11 protein-coding genes and 2 pseudogenes are annotated in these 18,407 nt (G+C 54.8%); 5 read left to right on the top strand and 8 right to left on the bottom strand.

The window, feature by feature from the left end; genetic code table 11:
• Positions 1-4: 4 nt before the first annotated feature.
• Together gspD and KP699_RS06310 are read left to right on the top strand one after the other, a co-directional pair.
• Complete coding sequence (gene gspD / locus KP699_RS06315) at positions 5-2,302, top strand: type II secretion system secretin GspD (RefSeq protein WP_215762004.1); 2,298 nt, start codon at positions 5-7, stop codon at positions 2,300-2,302.
• Positions 2,303-2,323: 21 nt separating this feature from the next.
• Positions 2,324-3,208 carry a type II secretion system protein GspK gene (locus tag KP699_RS06310; protein ID WP_215762003.1) on the top strand — a complete coding sequence of 295 codons (885 nt, stop codon included), beginning with the start codon at positions 2,324-2,326 and terminating at the stop codon, positions 3,206-3,208.
• 117 nt (positions 3,209-3,325) lie between these two features.
• Here the strand turns inward: KP699_RS06310 and KP699_RS06305 are convergent, their stop codons facing one another.
• Positions 3,326-3,733, bottom strand: coding sequence for a lytic transglycosylase domain-containing protein (locus KP699_RS06305; RefSeq protein ID WP_215762002.1), 408 nt, complete (start codon positions 3,731-3,733; stop codon positions 3,326-3,328).
• Between the two features lie 106 nt (positions 3,734-3,839).
• Here KP699_RS06305 and gspG point away from each other — a divergent pair, with 106 nt between their 5' ends.
• On the top strand, positions 3,840-4,301 hold the full coding sequence (gspG, locus tag KP699_RS06300) for a type II secretion system major pseudopilin GspG (RefSeq protein WP_215762001.1): 462 nt from the start codon (positions 3,840-3,842) through the stop codon (positions 4,299-4,301).
• A 62-nt stretch (positions 4,302-4,363) separates the two neighbouring features.
• Here gspG and KP699_RS06295 read toward each other — a convergent pair whose 3' ends face one another.
• Complete coding sequence (locus KP699_RS06295) at positions 4,364-5,767, bottom strand: cytochrome c peroxidase (protein ID WP_308164880.1); 1,404 nt, start codon at positions 5,765-5,767, stop codon at positions 4,364-4,366.
• Positions 5,768-6,023: 256 nt separating this feature from the next.
• On the opposite strand from KP699_RS06295, the gene KP699_RS06290 reads away from it, so the two are divergent.
• A complete protein-coding gene (locus KP699_RS06290) occupies positions 6,024-7,115 on the top strand; it encodes a PilN domain-containing protein (protein WP_215762000.1) in 1,092 nt (363 codons plus the stop codon).
• An 82-nt stretch (positions 7,116-7,197) separates the two neighbouring features.
• On the opposite strand, the gene KP699_RS06285 is transcribed toward KP699_RS06290, so the two are convergent.
• The 6 genes and pseudogenes from KP699_RS06285 to KP699_RS06260 all read right to left on the bottom strand — a co-directional run.
• A complete protein-coding gene (locus KP699_RS06285; RefSeq protein WP_215762050.1) occupies positions 7,198-8,838 on the bottom strand; it encodes an efflux transporter outer membrane subunit in 1,641 nt (546 codons plus the stop codon).
• A gap of 47 nt (positions 8,839-8,885) precedes the next feature.
• Positions 8,886-10,082: an efflux RND transporter periplasmic adaptor subunit gene (locus tag KP699_RS06280; RefSeq protein ID WP_212375807.1), complete on the bottom strand. Its 1,197-nt coding sequence runs from the start codon at positions 10,080-10,082 to the stop codon at positions 8,886-8,888.
• Complete coding sequence (locus KP699_RS06275) at positions 10,082-13,285, bottom strand: efflux RND transporter permease subunit (RefSeq protein ID WP_215761999.1); 3,204 nt, start codon at positions 13,283-13,285, stop codon at positions 10,082-10,084. Before KP699_RS06275 ends, KP699_RS06280 begins: the two co-directional genes overlap by 1 nt.
• 437 nt (positions 13,286-13,722) lie before the next feature.
• Positions 13,723-14,595, bottom strand: a complete 873-nt coding sequence (locus tag KP699_RS06270; RefSeq protein ID WP_215761998.1) for a LysR family transcriptional regulator — start codon at positions 14,593-14,595, stop codon at positions 13,723-13,725.
• Between the two features lie 110 nt (positions 14,596-14,705).
• A complete protein-coding gene (locus tag KP699_RS06265) occupies positions 14,706-16,607 on the bottom strand; it encodes a CocE/NonD family hydrolase (protein WP_252346832.1) in 1,902 nt (633 codons plus the stop codon).
• A 137-nt stretch (positions 16,608-16,744) separates the two neighbouring features.
• A pseudogene (locus KP699_RS06260) lies at positions 16,745-18,160 on the bottom strand (TonB-dependent receptor plug domain-containing protein); the annotation flags it as partial.
• A gap of 89 nt (positions 18,161-18,249) precedes the next feature.
• On the opposite strand from KP699_RS06260, the pseudogene KP699_RS06255 reads away from it, so the two are divergent.
• A pseudogene (locus KP699_RS06255) lies at positions 18,250-18,407 on the top strand (IS630 family transposase); the annotation flags it as partial.

Raw genomic sequence — 18,407 nt, 5'->3', positions numbered from 1 at the left:
GATCATGCCGCATTTTTTCCGTCGCTTCAGCGCCGCCTCCCTCCTGATCTCCATAGCTGGCTGCACCCAGAAACCACCGGAACTGGCTCCCCTGCCTGTGCCGGAGCATGACATCCGCGCAACCGTGCGGGAGGACGGAGCCGTAGCCCCCCTGCCTGCCAACGGACAGACATTTGTGCGGATGGGGAGCGGCACGCGCGGCGGCCTGCCGGGCAATACGGCAAGTGGCGGAGGCGATATTTCCCTGAATTTTGCAGGCACGGATATTCATGCCGTAACGGAGCAAATTCTGGGGGGCATCCTGCACGTCAACTACGTGATTGACCCCTCCGTGCAGGGCACCGCCACCCTGCACACTGCTCAGCCTCTGCGGCGGGACCAGCTTATTCCGACGCTGCGTGTGCTGCTGGCCGGGGCAAACGCAACGCTTGTGACGCAAAGCGGCCTGTACCGGGTTGTCTCCCTCTCCTCCGGCGGCGGGCCCGGCGCTGGTGCTGGCTCGGCCAACAGCACAACCGCCATCCCGCTGCGCTATACAAACGCCGCCAGTATCGCAAAGCTCATTCAGCCCGTGGTGCAGGGCGGAGGCCACGTTGCGGCAGACCCGGACAGCAATACCATCATCCTCTCGGGGGACCCGGCAACACGGGAAACCCTGACAGAACTGGTCCACACCTTTGATACGGATACACTGGCCGGGCAGTCCTATCTGCTGCTCCCCGCAACAACCGGCACGGTGAGTGAGCTCAGTCAGGCCCTGAAAAATGCTCTGGGCGTCCGCCGCACGGGGGGCGAGAACGCAGGGCCGGACTCAATCCGCCTGTTCCCCATGCCCAGCATTGATTCCATTCTGGTCACAGCCCGCCAGCCCCGCCTGATTGAAGATGCACGACGGGCCTTTTCTGTGATTGAAGCCGGCCGGAAACAGACGGTGCGGAACTGGAGCGCATTCTACCTCCAGAATGGCCGCGCGAATGATGTGGCCTATGTGCTCCAGCAGGCTTTTACCCCTGAGCATGTCACGGCCACCCCAACGCCTTCGCCCAAACAGCAGACGGGCATGAATTCCAGCAACAGCAATTCTTCATCCGGCTTTGGCAGCATGTCAGGCTCCTCCAGTCTGGGGTCTGGCCAGTCCGGCTCCATGGCGTCCGGCAACAGTTCGGGCGATTCCAGTTCCGGCGCGTTTGGCAGCAGCCTGAACAGCACCAGCGGACAGAACCAGACGACCAGCCAGAATGACGGGATCAGCAATAACCCGCTTCTGGGCGGTCTGGGCAACATGAACGAAAATAGTGAGAACAGCTCTCACATTCGCATTATTCCGGACCTGCAGAACAACTCCGTTCTGGTATATGGCACGCGGGCAGAAACAGAAACCATCACCGCCATGCTGCATAAAATTGATATTATGCCGCTTCAGGTCATGGTGGATGCCACCGTCGCGGAAGTCACGCTGAATGACTCTCTCCAGTATGGCACACAGTTTTTCTTTAAATCCGGCGGCATCAACGGCATTCTGAGCAATGCAACACAAAGTCTGGGAGCTGCCAATCTGGTGTCCTCTCAGCTTTCCTCCAGCTTTCCGGGGTTTGTGCTGGGCGGCAGTGGGCAGGGTGGCGCGCCTTTCGTTATCAACGCGCTGCAAAGCGTCACTAAAGTCCGTGTTCTGTCGTCCCCGCAGATCATGGTGGTTGATAACCAGCCCGCCTCCCTCATGGTGGGTAATCTGGTGCCTTATCTGACGGGGGCGACAACAAGCGTTGTGACCTCCAATTCCACCATCACCAATTCCATCAACTACCAGCCAACCGGCGTGATCCTTCAGGTCACTCCGCATGTGAGCAATACGGGGCTGGTCACGCTGGATATTTCACAGCAGGTCAGTTCCGTCTCATCCTCCACCACCAGCACCGGCTCTTCCAGCATCAACAGTCCCACCTTCTCCCAGCGGCAGGTCAGTTCCCGCGTGGCGATCGAGGATGGGCAGACCGTCGGGCTGGCGGGACTGATTACCGATAACGCGTCACGCGGCAATCAGGGGCTGCCCTGGTTAAAAGACATTCCCATTCTGGGCATGCTCGGCAGCCAGCAGACTAACGTGCGGGAACGGACGGAACTGCTGGTGCTCATCACCCCGCATGTAATCCGCAGCCAGAACGATGCCCGCGCCATGACGGAAGACCTCCGCCGCAACCTTGCGCAATCTGCCGCTCTGGCCCCAGAGCTTGCACGGACGCCGCAGACAGGCTCTCCCGATCCGCAGCAACGGATTTTAAAAGCCGTTGGCCTGCATGACTGACGCTGCCTGACCTCCCGCACCATGCGCAGCGCCCCCCGGCATGCCCCCCTGAATCAGCAAGGTTTTGCCTTGCTGCTCGTGCTCTGGACACTGGTGACTCTGAGCCTGATTGGCACAGCCCTTCTGGTCGGGAGCAAAGCAACCACGGAGCAGGATGCGGCAGAAACTCTGCTAGCCACAACACAGGCACAAGCCGATGCGGCCATCCAAACGGCCTTATATCACTTGCTAACGACTGGAAGCGCACACTGGGCTGCGGACGGAACCTTCCACACCATTACCGAACCAGACCTGACAGCGGATGTGCGCATACAGATAGAAGCCGGGAAAATTAACCCGAACCACGCGCCGCCCGGCCTGCTGACAGCCGTTTTCGAGACCGCAGGTCTCCAGACCCCAGCCGCACAGACACTGGCCCGCATGGTGGTGCTGTGGCGCACGCCCCCGTCCCTCACGCAGCAGGCAAACCGGCAGGCCAATACCAGTCTGTTTGCAACACTGGGAGCGTGCAGACCCGCAGGCCGCCCCATGCGGACACTGGACGACATGGCCGAAATCCCTGGCATGACGCCCAGCCTTTTGCAAACACTCTCCCCGCATCTCTCTTTTACGCAAAAAGACATGCCCTCACCCCGCACCCATGACCCCTTTTTACGTGCGGTCTTCGCGCAGATGCAGACGCAGCCACAGGGAGGACCATCCCCCATGCAGGGAAGCCCCCTTCCCCCGCCAGCGCAGGAAGAGACCACTGCAAACTGGGCAGACCGGACACTGATTGTCACAGCACGGGTTACAAGACCGGGCGGCCACATGCTGCTCCGCCGGGCCGTGGTGGCACCACAGCCGGGACGCAACACCCCTTTTGCCGTTCTGTCACTGGAAACACTCCGTCAGGACCAAGTGTAACCGGCCTGAAAACTGCGCGTCATTTTGAGAATAAAGACAGTTTGATGAACTCTTTCTCTTCCCGCCCCCAGCCGGTTGAAACCTCACCCGGCGGGCATTAGAGCAGGACCGGTCGCGTTACTGTCTGGCAGGAAACATTGAGACCGCAGTGCCCAGTACCTTCTGCCTGTAAGCCGCATTCAATGATGGCGTGTGGGAATGATAATAGCCTATGGCCTGCATAAGATCACCATGAGCCTCATTGATATATGTGCGCAGGATCAGGGCGGACGCAGCCACATTAAAACAGGAATCAGACACCAGTCGCGCCGCAGTCTGCACCGCGGGCATATGGGTCACCTGCGCCAGAGGCTGCACCCAGCGCGTGTTAATCTGCATCAGGCCCAGATCGGAACTGCCATCCGTATTCCGCCGCACCATGCCCGCAACGCCGCCTTCCACTTTCTGAATCACGGGGAGAACACGGGGCGGAATATCATACCGGATTGCACTGGCAACCATGCAGGCAAGAAGGGGAATGGGCATCGTGATCCTGATCGTAGCGGGCTGCTTTCTGCACAACCCATGACTCACTTTTCCGGGCGGCGCACTATAATGCGCCCGTCCTTCGCACAAGTCCTGTGAGGATTTTATGACAAACTCTCATTCTGCTTCCCCGCTCCCGCCCGAAGAGAACAATCCGCAATCCGGCTTTACCCTGCTGGAAATTCTGGTTGTGCTGGCTATTCTGGCGTTGCTGATTGGCCTTGTTGCTCCCGCAGCGTTACGCCAGCTTGGCGGAGCACGTGTCTCAGTCGCCAGACAATCCATCTCCCGGCTTGGCTCGGTGCTGGATCTCTACAAGCTGGACGTCGGGGCCTACCCGACCACGGAAGAAGGTCTTGCAGCCCTCATCCACAAACCGGCCGATGCGCAGAACTGGAACGGCCCGTATCTGAAAGATGCAAACGAGCCCAAAGACCCGTGGAACCACCCCTACAGCTATCAGGCCCCTTCATCACGCGAGGGCCATGATTATGACCTGTGCTCCGCCGGAGCCCGCGGCAATGGCGCAGCCAGTCCCGGTCAGTCCGGTGCGATCTGTAACCCGTAACCCGCTGCGCGCCCGATGCCAGATCGGGCGCATATTTCTCAGGTTTTTCTTAAGGGGTTTTCTCAGGGATTTTTCTGAGGCGTGACAGATGCATCAGCCTGCGTGGCATCCCCTGTCCAGCCATCTGTCAGCGTCTGCAAAAAGGCGATAATCGCTTTACGCTCAGCCTCATTCAAAGCAGGTGCCTCACCGGGTTTCCGGTCAAACGGTGCGTCGCTTTTATCAATATTGCCCTGATACGCGGCAGGAATATCGTTATAGGCCTGCACCTTGCCATCCGGACCTTTCGGATAAAACCGCCCCGGTTCCAGATCACGCAACACGTAGAAATCCATTACATCCTCCAGTGAGTGGAAGACACCGTTATGGAAAAAGGTCTGGCGTGTCGCCACATTCCGTAATGTCGGGGTCGCGAACATTCCGCAATAGGGTGCCAGCTCCTTGCGGCCGCCCGGTTTCTGGTCGCACACGCCCAGGTCATAATAAGAGGCATCATGCGTGTGCGTGAGAGCAGGATTACGGGGGGCAGCAAGAGCCTCATACTGATGGTCCGTAAAGAGCGGCGGCAAGCCGTCTCCCCGCACCGTATCGACATGGCAGGCCGCACAATTTCCCTTTTTCGGGTCATTAAACAGCAGATAACCCTGACGTTCGATGGGAGAAAAACGCGCGTTCCCCTGCAACCATGCGTCAAACTTGCTGGAATAGGGATGGAATTTCTGGTCTTCAATCTGGTAACGCGCCAGAGCAAACAGGCCTTCTGACAACAGGAAATCAGAGGACTTACGGCCACGAATACCCGCAAGATCCCGCAGCGGAGCGGCATAGTCAGCCGTCTGGAGCCGCGCCGTTACTTTTTCAGGCAGACCCGCCATTTCATCCGGGTCAAACATCGGGCCGCTGGCCTGCTGGTGCAGCGTATCGGCCCGGCCATCCAGAAACAGGCCGCCCTGTGGCACCAGGTTGGCCGCGGAGCTTGCTGTGTTAGAGGCACTTTTGGCCGCATGCGCGCCACCGGTCACCGGCACCGCAATAGTGGGCGCAACATCATCCGCCACCGCATCATCCGGCCCGATGCTGAACGGCGGCTGGCGCTCCAGATAGGTCAGGCTCGGAATTTCACGCCGCCCTTCCCTGTCTCCCGTCACACCACCCATAAACACCGAAGTCTTACCCGCCGGGCCGTAATGCAGGCTGGGCACATGGCAGGACGCGCAGGAAAATTTGCCCGAACCGGACAAAGCCGGATCAAAAAACATGGCCTTGCCGACCGTTGCCATCGTGGATAACGGCTGCTGCGTATGCAGGTGCAGCTTGCGCGGGCACGGGTTACTTCCATCCGCAGCCGGGTTACAGGCCGCTCCCCCCGCTGGCTGGGCGCGGGCAGCACCACCAAGTCCCAAAGCCAGCAAAGCGGCGCATCCGGTCACCAGAAATGTTGATTGAAACAGCTTAAAAGAGCGCACGAATGGAAACCTTCTTTTGCAGCGTTCGGACCCGGCCTTCCGAGAGACGGGGCTGCTTACCATTAACCTCTTCTTATAATTATGATTGTTTGATGAAAAACTCACTGAAAAAGTGGTGAGACCGAGATGTCTCAAAACTGTCACACCCCACACCCTGACAGGCAGAGAACGCCAATGCTATGAGTACCGCTATATTTTTGCATAGTCGCCGGATCAGACCCGGCCAGAGCCTGCCCACCTGTCACACGAGATTTTTTTGAACGCCATCACCCGTACCGCCCTGATCACCTGGTGGCTTGAGCAGAACACGGCCGTCCTGCGCAAAATATCTTCCCGCTATCTTCCGGCACGCCTCGCGCGCGCTCTGCATACGATCCAGACCCGTTACGCCATCCCTACTGTCGTCATTGCGCCCACAACAGGGATCCTGACATTACTGCCCCAGACACCCGGTGAGCCCCCTCAGCACGCCCCAGCGACACCTGATGGCATGGCGCATCTCGCCAGTCTGTGCGCCAGCCGCCAGCCCGCGTTGCGGGCATGGCGTCACCGCAGACAAAAATCCCTCCGCATACGGGTAGTATTTCCAGACCTGCCGATTTTACAGCGCGTTATCCGGCTTCCCGCTGCTGTAGCGGGAGAAGCCGTCTCACTGATCAGCTATCAGATGGATCGGGTTGTGCCCTTTCCGGCTGAAGAAAGTGTGTGGGGTCTTACACCCCTGCCCTCCGAGCATCCGGCAGAGGCCGAGTTTCTGCTCAGCGTGGCACCGCTGGCCCCTCTTGCTCCCTGGCTGGATGCTTTTAAGGCGGCGCACCTCACGCCCGTCTGCTTTGCAAACCAGAAGAGCCACTCAACTGTCAGTCTGCCACTTGCAGAGCATGGCCTCTCCAAAAAGACATCAGGCCAAACCGCTCTTCTGATCGCCCTTGCTCTGGGGATAGTCCTCAGTGTGCCCTTCATCCGGCAGTCCGTCATGGAGTATCGGCTTGCCGGGCAGCTTGAGGAACTTCAGCCTTCACGGCTGGTTGCAGAAACACTCCGCAACCGTATTGATGCGCTGACAAGTGCCAGCACCCTTCTTAACCGTGAGATTCAGCGGGTTGGCTCCCCCCTCACGCTTCTCTCCAATCTGACAAAATCTCTGCCGGACACGACGTTTCTGGAGTCTCTGTCCCTCAAACAGGGGCAGGTTACGCTGGAAGGTCAGTCAAAAGAGGCCGCCCGTCTGATCGGTCTGCTGGAGCATGACAAAACCATGCGGGACCCCAAATTTGTCGGCCCGCTCCTGCGTCTGCCCGATGGCCGGGGGGAAAGCTTTACGCTGCACGGAACTGTTTCAAACTAAGGCTCAGAACCCACGTTTTACCGCAAAACATGGGTACTGAGCCTGTTTTTCGTATAATCTTCACCAGAAAATCTGGAAAAAACTATCGCGGCAACCTGGCTGGGCTGGACGAAGTGCTGCGTCCGGCGGCGCCTGTCTCCACGGGCCCGGTCGCCGTCAGATTTTCATACTGCGCCGGGTCAGGTGGGCTATCAATGCCCGCCACCGGCGCAGGATGGTCCAGTCCTTCATACTGAAAGCCCTTGAACGTCATGGTCTGGTCCGGTGTCGGGAGCAGCTTATCATTCCAGCCCCCACCCAGTGCCCGCACCATGCTGACAGCCGCCTGAAGAGCACGGGCCTGCACCTGTGCCTGCTCAATCCGGGCGTCAAGCGTGTTGACCTGCGCAATCAGCGCATCAAGATACCCATCTGCGCCCCCCTTATACAATGTCATGGTCAGGGTCTGAGACTGCATGGCGGCATCAACCGCCTGTTTAAGCCGAACATTTTCCGCCCTCAGGCGCGCCGTCATGGACAGGCCGTTTTCTACATCCCGGAAGGCAGACAGCACCGTCATACGATAATGGTCCCGCGTCTCCCGATAATTGGACCATGTGCGCTGGAGCTGGGCGCGGCGCAAGCCACCTTCAAACAGCGGCATGGTGACGGAAGCCCCGTAAGACCACATGCTGTTTGCCAGATTAGCCAGATCAAMCCCGTTGGCATMAAAACCGCCATTGGCATTAAAGGACACATGCGGATAGAACGCCGCACGGGCAATACCAATAGCCCTGTTGGCCTGCGCCATCTCACGCTCCGCAACAGCAATGTCCGGCCGGCGTTGCAGCAGTTCAGACGGCATCCCGAGTGGAAAAACAGGTTCCTCCTGATCCTGAGTTGCCACTTCAGAAATATGAAAAGACGACGGTGACGCATTGACCAGAACAGCCAGAGCATGTTCCAGAACCTCGCGCTGCGCCTGCACATCAAGCTGACGCGCCTGTGTCATGTAAAGCTGGTTTTTAGCCCGCGCCACGTCAATGCCAGTTGCGTCCTGATTATCCAGCCGTGTCTGCGTCACCCGCAGCGCCTGCTGATAATAGCTGATGGACTGCGTATAGATCGCATTCTGGGCGTCCAGCCCTCTTAACGCAAAATAATCGCTTGCCAGTTCCGCCTGAAGGCTGAGCCGTGCGGAGGCATACTGCGCGGCCTGTGCCTGCGCATAATATTTCTGCGCACGCACCCGGTTGCGGATGGAAGACCAGATATCAGGCTCCCAGCTCGCCATTCCTCCGTAAAACTCGTCTGTTGCTGTTATTGGCCCTTTGTATCGGAACAATCTGTCAGAGGAGCTTTTGTTGTTGCTGGACCCAAAAGCCAATGCAAAATGCGGCAACAGGTCCGAGCGTGCTTCCATCACAATAGATCGTGCCTGAATAAAGCGTTCAGCCGCGGCCTGCAGATCCGCGTTCCCGTTCATCGCCTGCGCTTCCAGCGTGTTGAGCGTCGGGTCTGCAAAAAGTGTCCACCAGTCCGAGCGCATGACAGTTTCCTGCGGCTGTGCCTCATGGAATAACCCCTGCCCATGCCAGGACATCGGCACAACAAAATGCGGCGCCTGATAGGCAGGAGCAAGATCACACGCACTCAGCGCTGTTAAGGCGGCAAGGGTTCCAGCTTTCAAAATCTTTTTCTGAGAAAAGATTTTTTGAAAGGCTGCCTTATCTCTTCCCGGCATCGGCTTGCTCTTACGCGTTGTTGTCTGGGGACGTATCAGGAGCGTGCTCATTCATCATCCTCCTCTTCACTATCACTGGAAGATGCGAGGTATCCTTTCTCCGGCACACTCAGGCGCACGGTCTGGCCTTCAAGCAGGTCAGCGGGAGGGTTGTTGATAATATGGTCCGTCGGGGTCAGGCCTGCGTCCACTTCCGTATAGGCGTCAGACATGCGGCCCACAGTTATGTTTTTGTAGTGGGCTTTATTCTGGGCATCCACCGTAACAACCTGCATCCCTTTTTCCTGAAACACCAGCGAACCAGTTGGAACTGTATAAACGCCCCCTTCCGCCGGAGCAGAAAGCGAGACAGAGGCAAAGGTGCCGGGCCAGAGTTTCTGGTCAGCGTTATCAATGGTAAATTCCGTCACGGCCGTTCGGGTATTGGGGTCATACCCTTTTGCAATCGTCAGAAAATTGGCTGTAAAAACCTGATTGGGATATTGCGGCACCGTCACACGCGCCTTGAGCCCCGGCTTCAGAACGTAGGAAAACACTTCCGGCACGGAGACAAAAAGACGCATCTCATGCGTATCGGCCACAGTAAACAGCTCACTTGCTGTACCGTTGGCATTCAGATTGCCACTCCCTGCACCAACATAGTCCCCCACGCTGATATTTCGGGCTGTCACCACGCCATCAAACGGGGAGACAATGGTTTTAAACCGCTCAAGCGCATCATAGTGGTCAAGGTTATGCTGGGCCGCGTCCAGCGCTGCGCGCTCTGATTTTTCGTTGGCATTCTGAACAGACACAGACTGGCCAGAGACAGCCTGTGATTTACCCATGGAACGCCAGCGGTCTGCCGTAACCGTTGCCAGCCCATATTTGGCCTGTGCGACCTGCAGATCCGCCTTGGCCTGTGCATACTGCGCATCCAGACCCGGCGCATTAATTTCGGCCAGAGTTTCCCCTTTTTTGACCGCTGCGCCGTAATCCTTATACCACATTTTTGTATAACCGGAGACCTGCGCATAAATGGGTGCTTCGTACCATGCGCTGATCGTTCCCGGCAAAGTCATGGCGAGTGTCGGCGGGGCAGGTTTTGGCTGGACCACAGCAACATCCGGCACGGTGGCATGCGTGGCATCAGCCTGAAGCGTGAGCTGGTTATGCTGATGCTGGATTTCCAGATAAACCACATATCCCACAATTACGCACAGCAGAGCGCCGATAAACAGGCGGTTTTTTGTAAGAGTGGACATCAGATAGCCTCCTGCCCGTTTTCATGGCCCGCTTCAGGCGGACGAGATTTTTTTGTATGAGAACGATTATGGAAAATTGCGTAAACGCACGGAACAAAGAGCAGAGTTGAAACGGTCGCCAGAATAAGGCCACCAATAACTGCTTTCCCCAACGGTGCATTTTGCGAATTACTGATTGCCATCGGCACCATGCCAATCACCATGGCAGAAGCCGTCATGATAACCGGGCGAATACGGCCAAACCCGGCTTCTATCGCTGCGGTCAGAGCATTTCCGTGCAAGGCAAACCGTTCTTTTGCAAAAGAGACAACCAGAATGGAGTTTGCCGTTGCTGTGCCCATGCACATGATGGCGCCCGTCAGGGCCGGAACAGAAAGACGTGTCTGCGTCAGGAACAGGCTCCACGCAATACCGGCAAGTGCTCCCGGTAGAGCCGAAATAATAATGAAAGGATCAATCCATGACTGGAAGTTGATAACAATCAGCATGTAAATCAGCACCACCGACACAACCAGTCCGGCAATGAGTTCCACATACGCCCCGTGCATCGTGACAGCCTGCCCACGGATATCCACCGCGGCTGTCTGCGGCAGGTCTTTTTGTGTGCTGGCAACTGTCTGTTTTACTTTTGCCAGAACAGACCCGAGATCCGTGCCTTCAGCAGAAACATACACATCAATTTCCGGCATGGAATTGTAGTGAGAGACCTGCCCCGGCGTGCCAGTTGGCGTCACGGTGCTGATGCTGCCCAGAAGCTGCATATCCGTCCCTTTAGGGTCATTATCCCCTTTATCGACAGGGATTGTTAGCAAATCATTATAATGGGTCAGCTGATCCTGTGAGACATACACATTCAGCGGGAACGTAATGCCGGTTTTCGGGTCAAGCCAGTATTGGGGGTCAACCGTCTGACTGCCAGACAGGGTCATCAGTTCGTTATTGGCAATATCGGCTTCTGTCATGCCGGTCGCCTGACTGAAAGTCCGGTTACCTTGCACAAACAGGGTCGGCGTTTTCATGGTCTGCTGAATAACCACATCTGCAGCACCGGGGATAGCACGCAGCTTATTCACCAGAAGACGCGCATACTGATAGTTGTCACGAATATCCGGCCCGGAAACCTGAATATCAATCGGCGCAGGAGAACCAAAGTTCAGGATTTTTTCAGTCAGATCAGCCGGCTGAAAGGTAAAAACACTTCCCGGAAATCTTGCGGATAAATCACTGCGCAGCAGTTTACGGTAGTTCCAGACAGGAGATTCCTCATCTTTGAGAGAAATTGTCAGGTCACAATCCTGCGTTCCGATAGACGGGGTTGGGATAAAGGCCTGATTATGAGGGCCTTCAGGCAAGCCACAATTGTTGATAATGCCGGAAATTTTCCCCGGAAGAAGCTGCTGGACCCGATCATCCACCAGAGAGACGATCCGGCCGGTTGTTTCAATACGCATGCCCAGCGGAGTGCGCATATGCATCTGCATGACACCGGATTTCACTTCAGGGAAAAAATCCTGTCCGGAGAGCAGGAACAACCCGACAGAGAGCACTGACGCCCCCAGAAAGCCCAGAGCGAAAACACCGCGCCGCGCAATAATACGTTCAAGCAGCCGCCCATATGCCGCGCGGAAATTATGGAACGCATGCTCAAACTTGTTCTGGAAGCGGCCAAGAACACCCTTGGGCAGCGCAAGATGTTCATCGCTATGCAGGCCCGGATGTACCTGCCCGGCCAGAAGATATTTGGCCATGGTCGGCACCAGTGTGCGTGACAGAATGAAGGAGGCCAGCATGGCGTAAACAATGGCTTCCGCCATGGGCATGAAGAGCCACCCGGCAACCCCGCTCAGCCGGAAAAGGGGCGTCCAGACAATGCAGATACATAATGTTGAAACCAGTGTCGGCACAACAATCTGGTTTGCAGCGTCAATAATTGCGGTTTCCAGCTCCTTCCCTTCTTCAAGATGGGTATCAATATTTTCAATCATCACGGTGGCATCATCCACCAGAATCCCGACAGCCAGCGCCAGACCGCCAAGCGTCATGACATTGATGGTCTGACCGGACAGCAAAAGGCAGATAATGGCGGAAAGAATAGCAAGCGGGATGGACGTGGCGATAATAAGGGTCGAACGCCATGACCCCAGAAAAAGCAGAACCACAAGCCCTGTCAGAATAGCCGCCGTCACCATCTCCCGCACAACGTCCTTAATGGCGTCTTTCACAAAAACGGACGCATCACTCAGGATGGAAATATGCACGTCAGGCGGAACAAGTTTCTGAATACGGGGCAGAAGTTCTTTTGTGCGTGCCACAACATCCAGTGTTGAAGCATCACCGCTTTTCATGACAACGACTTCCACACCCTGACGCCCCTGCACCAGAACAAGGTTGGTCTGTGGGTGCCCGCCACGGTAAACCTGCGCCACGTCATGCACATAAATGACGGCGTTCCCAACACGTTTGACCGGGATATCACCAAGTTCTTTCATGGAACGCGGGGTTGCGTTGGTCTGCACCATCCAGTCGGTTGTGGCGATTTTTTGATCACCGGCAGGAAGCACAATATTCTGCTTCCGCAGAGCGTTCTGCACATCCATTGCAGACAGATGGTGCGCCTGAAGCTGCTTCTGGTTCAGCGCAACCATGATAAAGCTGTCCATCCCACCATAAGGATGAGGGAGAACCGCGCCCGGCACTGTGACCAAAACAGGGCGGATGCGTGTCATGGCAATTTTATACAGATCAGACGGCGTCTGTTTTTCAGAGGTGATCTGAAGAGCCAGAACCGGAACAGAAGATGCCTCCAGCTTCATCACCATAGGTGCTGGAATATTATCCGGAAGCTGTTTGATAACAGTCTGGGAAATTGCTGTAACTTCTGCCTCAGCCTCCCCGATATCCGTGCCCGGCTGGAAGTAGATATTGACGATGCTTCTGCCGTAGTAAGAGCTGCTCTCCATATGCTCTATGCCCTCCACGGTGGAAGTCACGGCCAGTTCGTAATTATAGGTGATGCGCCCGGCAAACTCCTCCGGCAACATGCCACCGTATGTCCATACCACAGACACAACGGGAATCCTGATATTTGGAAACACGTCGGTCGGGGCTTTGAAGAGAGACAGCACACCAAAAGCGAGAATAAGCAGCGACAGGACAATAAATGTGTAAGGTCGCTTCAGCGCCGTCACAACGATGGCATTCATGCGTTTCCTTCCTTGCTAGGGTCGGTGGAATTCAACGCACAATAGAATTTGATTTATACGGAAATCTTTTAAAAAAAATATTATCGTCTTATATAAATTTTTAATAAGTCAATTCGAGCGTCTGAGCGTTCTTATTTGATTGGCGTGATCAGAGACATATACAGTGTAATAACACGCCACGACGTTCCGGTTTATTGGCTTATATTGTAAGATTGCAAAATTATTTAGAGTAGCGGACTATCGGACCGCTCAGGACTAATGCTCTGTAGCAAAGAAGTCCTTTTTCTTTGTCAGCATTTTTGGCGTCTACTGTGTCAGAGGAGATTAAAACCAAGGCTGTCTTCCCTTTCCACCACCAATGCACGGAAGGATAAAACACAGCCTATACGCCCTCAGATTGTGCGTCTTTTGTAGTCAAAAAACAGCAGCAAACACTCTTACCGACTGCTTTGAGAACGCCAGATTTTTTCAGTTACAGCGCTCCTGCGCCCCATCTTCCGGTAAAGTCTTATCTCCAGAGGAAGTTCCTCACCCACCGCAACAATCTGACCGTCCTGCAATTCCTTCGAGACCAGACTTTTGGGAAGCCAGGCAACACCATGGCCTGCAAAAACCATATGTTTAAGTGCCTCCGCCATCGCACTTTCATTAAGGTGTCGCTCTTCTGTCAGAACATGCAGCGTCCTTGATTGGGCAGAGTGACTTAACTGCCCCAGCAGAGAGTTTTCGCTATAGGACAGGAGTGGATAGACCGTATCGTTATCTTTATAAATAGCTCTTGAAATCACAGGAACAAAAGAGTCAAACCCGACAATTTTATAACTATAGACATTGTCGTCTAAGGGTATTTCCATGCTCTCATTGTAAAAACAGAGCAGGAAATCATATTCCCCTTCAGAAAGGGCTGAAATACAATTGTAGAAATCGTCCGACAATAAGCGTGAAAAGACCTGCCCCACCTCGTCTTCAATTTTTTGCAGCCAAAGCGGAAAAAAGGTGATCGCGATTGTATGCAGTGCTGCGACTGATACAGTCGGCATTCTATCATCCGGCTGCCGTTGCAGGTTATTTTTTCCAGTATTGAGCAGCCTGATGGTGTCTTTCGCGGTTTCACGAAAAAGCATCCCTTCCGCGGTCAGGGATGCCGGGTAGCGCGTCCGGTCAATTAACGCCACGCCTACCCACAATTCGAGAGCCTGTATCCGCCGGCTAAACGCGGATTGCGTGACATTCCGCTCCTCAGCCGCTTTTGAGAAGCTTTGCAGGCGTGCCAGCACAAGAAAATCTTCAAGCCACTTGATGTCCATCATTATGCATCCACACGCAGCGTCTGCACAGGCAACGCAACCAGACCTCACATTCCTGCATGATACCATATCATTCCGGAAAGAGAACAGGCCTGAAAAATGTGTTGAGGAGCTTACTGCAGAACGGGAAGCGTAATGTTTGATGCCGCCTGTGGCGTGGTATAGATCCTCTGTGTGGCGGCCTTAAAATCCGTCCCTTTCGCGTCTGGGATACTCGGCACCCATGTCTGGGGGTTGCGATCAATCAGCGGAAACCAGGTAGACTGGACCTGCACCATAAGTCTATGCCCTTTCAGAAAGACATGGTCATGGTCCCGCAGGGAAACAGGCCATTCTGTGACCTTATTCGGCTGTAGTGGCGTCGCATGGCTCAAATCACGCAGATAACGCCCGCGACGTACCTCCATCGCAACAGGAAATTCATACCCGTCCAGTGATTGCGCCCATGATGCCTTGTCATCTTTGGAATAAACGCTTTCCTGCCCCTTTTCCGGAAAAACATCGATCAGCTTGATAATAAAATCGGAATCCTGCCCGGACGTCGCTGCAAAAAGATGTGCCTGAACCGGCCCGGCAATCCGGAGATCCTGCTCAAGCGGCGCGCTCGTAAAACTCAGCACATCCGGCCGGTGATCAACAAACCGCTGGTCCATTGTCTCCCATGTCCGCCATTCCCTGACTGGAAATGTTGGTGAGATCGGACGTGGCCGGTAAGGAACCGGACTATCCGGGTCGGAAATATACTGTCGGTAAGGCGTGTCCTGCACTTTAGGAGCGACAAAAGACAATGTTCCGTCAGAATGGAAATAGAGGTTCTGTGACGAGACGTGCTTGTCTGGCCATGTCGCATACGTCCGCCATGTATTAGAGCCCGTCTCAAAAATCCTAGCTTTCCAGTCAGGCTTTTCACCCTTGTCATGCAGATAGTAGGCAAAAAAAGGTGCCTCTATTTCATCCTGAAATTCCTTGCTGGTCTTGTGTCCCCCCAGCAGCATCGGCCCGATTGAAGCCCCGTCTGTCCTTTGCCACCCACCATGAAACCACGGACCAGCGACGATAAAATTCGTATGATCAGGGTCATGAGACTGAGATTTATAAAAAATATCCCATGGTCCCATTGGATCTTCCTGATCCCAGAACCCTGCAACATTCAGATTAGGGACTGTGGAACCTGTAATTTTTTTATACCACGCCTCTTCCTGCCAGAACGCATCATAATCCGGATGATCCAGATTTGCGTTCCAGTAACTCAGTTTGCCGTGCGTATAGAGCCTGTCTGTATTCCGGACAGGTCCAACACGCAGGTACCAGTCATAAACATCATGGGTATCAAAATCATAATTTGTGTTTTTGTTCTTATCGGCCTGTTCAAGAACGCAATATTCAAACGTATAGCTTTCCCGAAGAGCACCGTAATGATGATTATCATCATTCATCCACTGGTCCGCCGGGGCGGCCTGCTCGCTGATGGCCTTGAGCGCAGGATGTGGGTGCAGCAACGTAATGCCTGATGTCATTCCGGCATAAGACACACCATACATTCCAACGCGACCGTTCGTGTTGGGAATATTTTTAACAAGCCAGTCAATCGTATCCCATGCGTCATTGACTTCATTCGCCTGCATGGGGTCATTCGCATCATAACGGGCAGTTTTCAAAAACTGGCCCTCAGATTTAAAGCGCCCCCGCAAATTCTGGTACACCATGATGTAGCCGTCTTTCTGAAAAGCCTTCCAGCTGGGCAGGGCGCTGGAAATGTCTTTCGTAGATTCCGTATCAATCATGGCCTGATCAGGAATGCCGTAAGGCGTGCGCGTCAGCAAAATTGGCAGAGGGCGGGTCTGGTCTTTTGGGATCACAATTACCGTTTGCAAATGCGCCCCATCACGCATCGGAATCATCACTTCCCGCACATCATACTGTGATGAAGCATGAGAGGCCTCGGAATAGGCTGGCTGAGGCGCAGCATGCAGCGGGCAAAAGGAGCCAAAAGCCAGCCCCAGAGCGGTCGCCATTGAACACGCCCTGAGTGATCTTTTTGCCATATCATGCGCACCCATTGCTTCCTCCAGAATTCAGAATGTTTCCGGGTCAACAGCAAACACCCGGAAACATTTCTACCGCTCTTCAGACCGTATCTCTTCAGTCTGCATTACAGATCGACGTTGACGCGACCATAATAATACCCACCCGTAATGGGAATTCCCGAATTTCGGAAATCATAGATATTGGCACCAACATAATTGAACTGATCTTGCAGCCTGCGCGGCCGCTGATTGAAGATGTTGTTCGCACCAACCGCAACATGCAAACGCGGCGTAATACGATAACCCACCTCAAGATCTGTCAGCCAGACCGGCGTGTTATTATACTGGCCAAAGCAATGCACCGAATAACGCAGTGACCCACCATCCAGAGGGCACACAGCACTGGCAGGCGTCTGATCCTCATAAGTCATCAAAGTGCTTGTCAGGCCATAGCGCGTTTCACGCAAATTGATGTCCCAGCTCTGAAAGGTCCAGTGTGCGTTCAGAATGATCTTGCTGCGCGGAGAGGCAGTCGTGAGATAACTAACATTCTGTGCATTCAGCACCGGGCTGCCGTGCTGATCTGTATTGATATGGCTCATACGCGTCCGGTTCAGGTTGAGCGATGCGCTAAGATCGAGATTCCCGTATTTTTCAAAACGGAACACATAATCACCTGAAATATCGATCCCCTGCGTGCGGGTAGAACCTACGTTTGCAAAATAATAAGCCGTTGTATTGTCCAGAAGCACACCCGGCGGGATGGAAGCCCCTGTCTGGAGGATGGCATCATGCGCCGCCTGCCCTCGCACTGTGCCCCCACCAGCAATCCGGTCCCGGATATTGATCTGATACACATCGACGCTGATATGAAAACGGTCCACCGGCTCAAGCAGAATTCCGGCCTCGGCACTCGTGGAGCGTTCGGGTTTCAGATGGTTTGCGCCAAGCGCCTTTGCGGCATCACTGGAGGCTGCCAGCAAGCCACCCGCATTGGTCGGGCCGATATTCACCTCGCTATAATGCTCTTCCGCAAGAGTGGGTGCGCGGAACCCGTTGCTGATGGTGCCACGGATTGCAATGCGTTTGGTAAAATCATAGCGGGTCGAAATCTTACCGTTTTCCGTATTACCTGTGTCCGTATAGTGCTCAAACCGACCGGCAAAATCGAGGTCCCAGTGCTTTAAAGGATGGAAATCTCCGTCCAGATAGCCCGCCCAGATGTCACGGCTCCACTTCCCGGCGTTTTCCGGAATAATCCCGCCAAAGGCCTGCGTGCCGCCATACAGATAAGATGCAGGCTCACCCGCATACAGATGATACATATCCAGCCGATGCTGCCCGCCAAACGCCAGCGTCATTGGCACGACATGACCAATATTGAAGCGCCGACGGAAACCAAGATCATTCGTCCATTGCGCCATTGAATAAGACTGCGCCGTGACCGTTGTGGGCGTATAACCTGTATATTTATAGAGGTTGATGTTAACCGTATTCCGGTTGTTAACCCGGTCATCATCCTCGCCGTAAGTCGTGCTCATACTAATTTGTTGAGGCTGTGACTCATGGGGTACCCATTGGTTTAAAAATGTGATTCACAGGATGCCATTGTTGAAGGAAGGTATCTCTGATGAGCAAGGCAGTCGCACTCCGCGAGGATTATGACGCAGCGAGGGTGCGCAGTCAGGCCCGAGGAAGCAGACATGCCGCCCAGTCCCGGCGCCTTCTGGCGCTTGCCGCGATTTATGACGGGGCGACACGTGGTGAAGCGGCCCGTCTTGCGGGAAC

The organism is Acetobacter sp. P1H12_c (assembly GCF_018811975.1).
In the GTDB taxonomy this organism is placed as follows: Bacteria; Pseudomonadota; Alphaproteobacteria; order Acetobacterales; family Acetobacteraceae; genus Acetobacter; species Acetobacter persici.
Note: the sequence above shows the minus strand (reverse complement) of the source record. Positions and strands in the feature narration are given on the sequence as shown.

Coding starts and splice junctions, on each gene's coding strand:
- gspD (WP_215762004.1), top strand. CDS start 5: ATGCCGCATTTTTTCCGTCGCTTCAGCGCCGCCTCCCTCCTGATCTCC.
- KP699_RS06310 (WP_215762003.1), top strand. CDS start 2,324: ATGCGCAGCGCCCCCCGGCATGCCCCCCTGAATCAGCAAGGTTTTGCC.
- KP699_RS06305 (WP_215762002.1), bottom strand. CDS start 3,733: ATGCCCATTCCCCTTCTTGCCTGCATGGTTGCCAGTGCAATCCGGTAT.
- gspG (WP_215762001.1), top strand. CDS start 3,840: ATGACAAACTCTCATTCTGCTTCCCCGCTCCCGCCCGAAGAGAACAAT.
- KP699_RS06280 (WP_212375807.1), bottom strand. CDS start 10,082: ATGTCCACTCTTACAAAAAACCGCCTGTTTATCGGCGCTCTGCTGTGC.
- KP699_RS06275 (WP_215761999.1), bottom strand. CDS start 13,285: ATGAATGCCATCGTTGTGACGGCGCTGAAGCGACCTTACACATTTATT.
- KP699_RS06270 (WP_215761998.1), bottom strand. CDS start 14,595: ATGATGGACATCAAGTGGCTTGAAGATTTTCTTGTGCTGGCACGCCTG.
- KP699_RS06265 (WP_252346832.1), bottom strand. CDS start 16,607: ATGGCGACCGCTCTGGGGCTGGCTTTTGGCTCCTTTTGCCCGCTGCAT.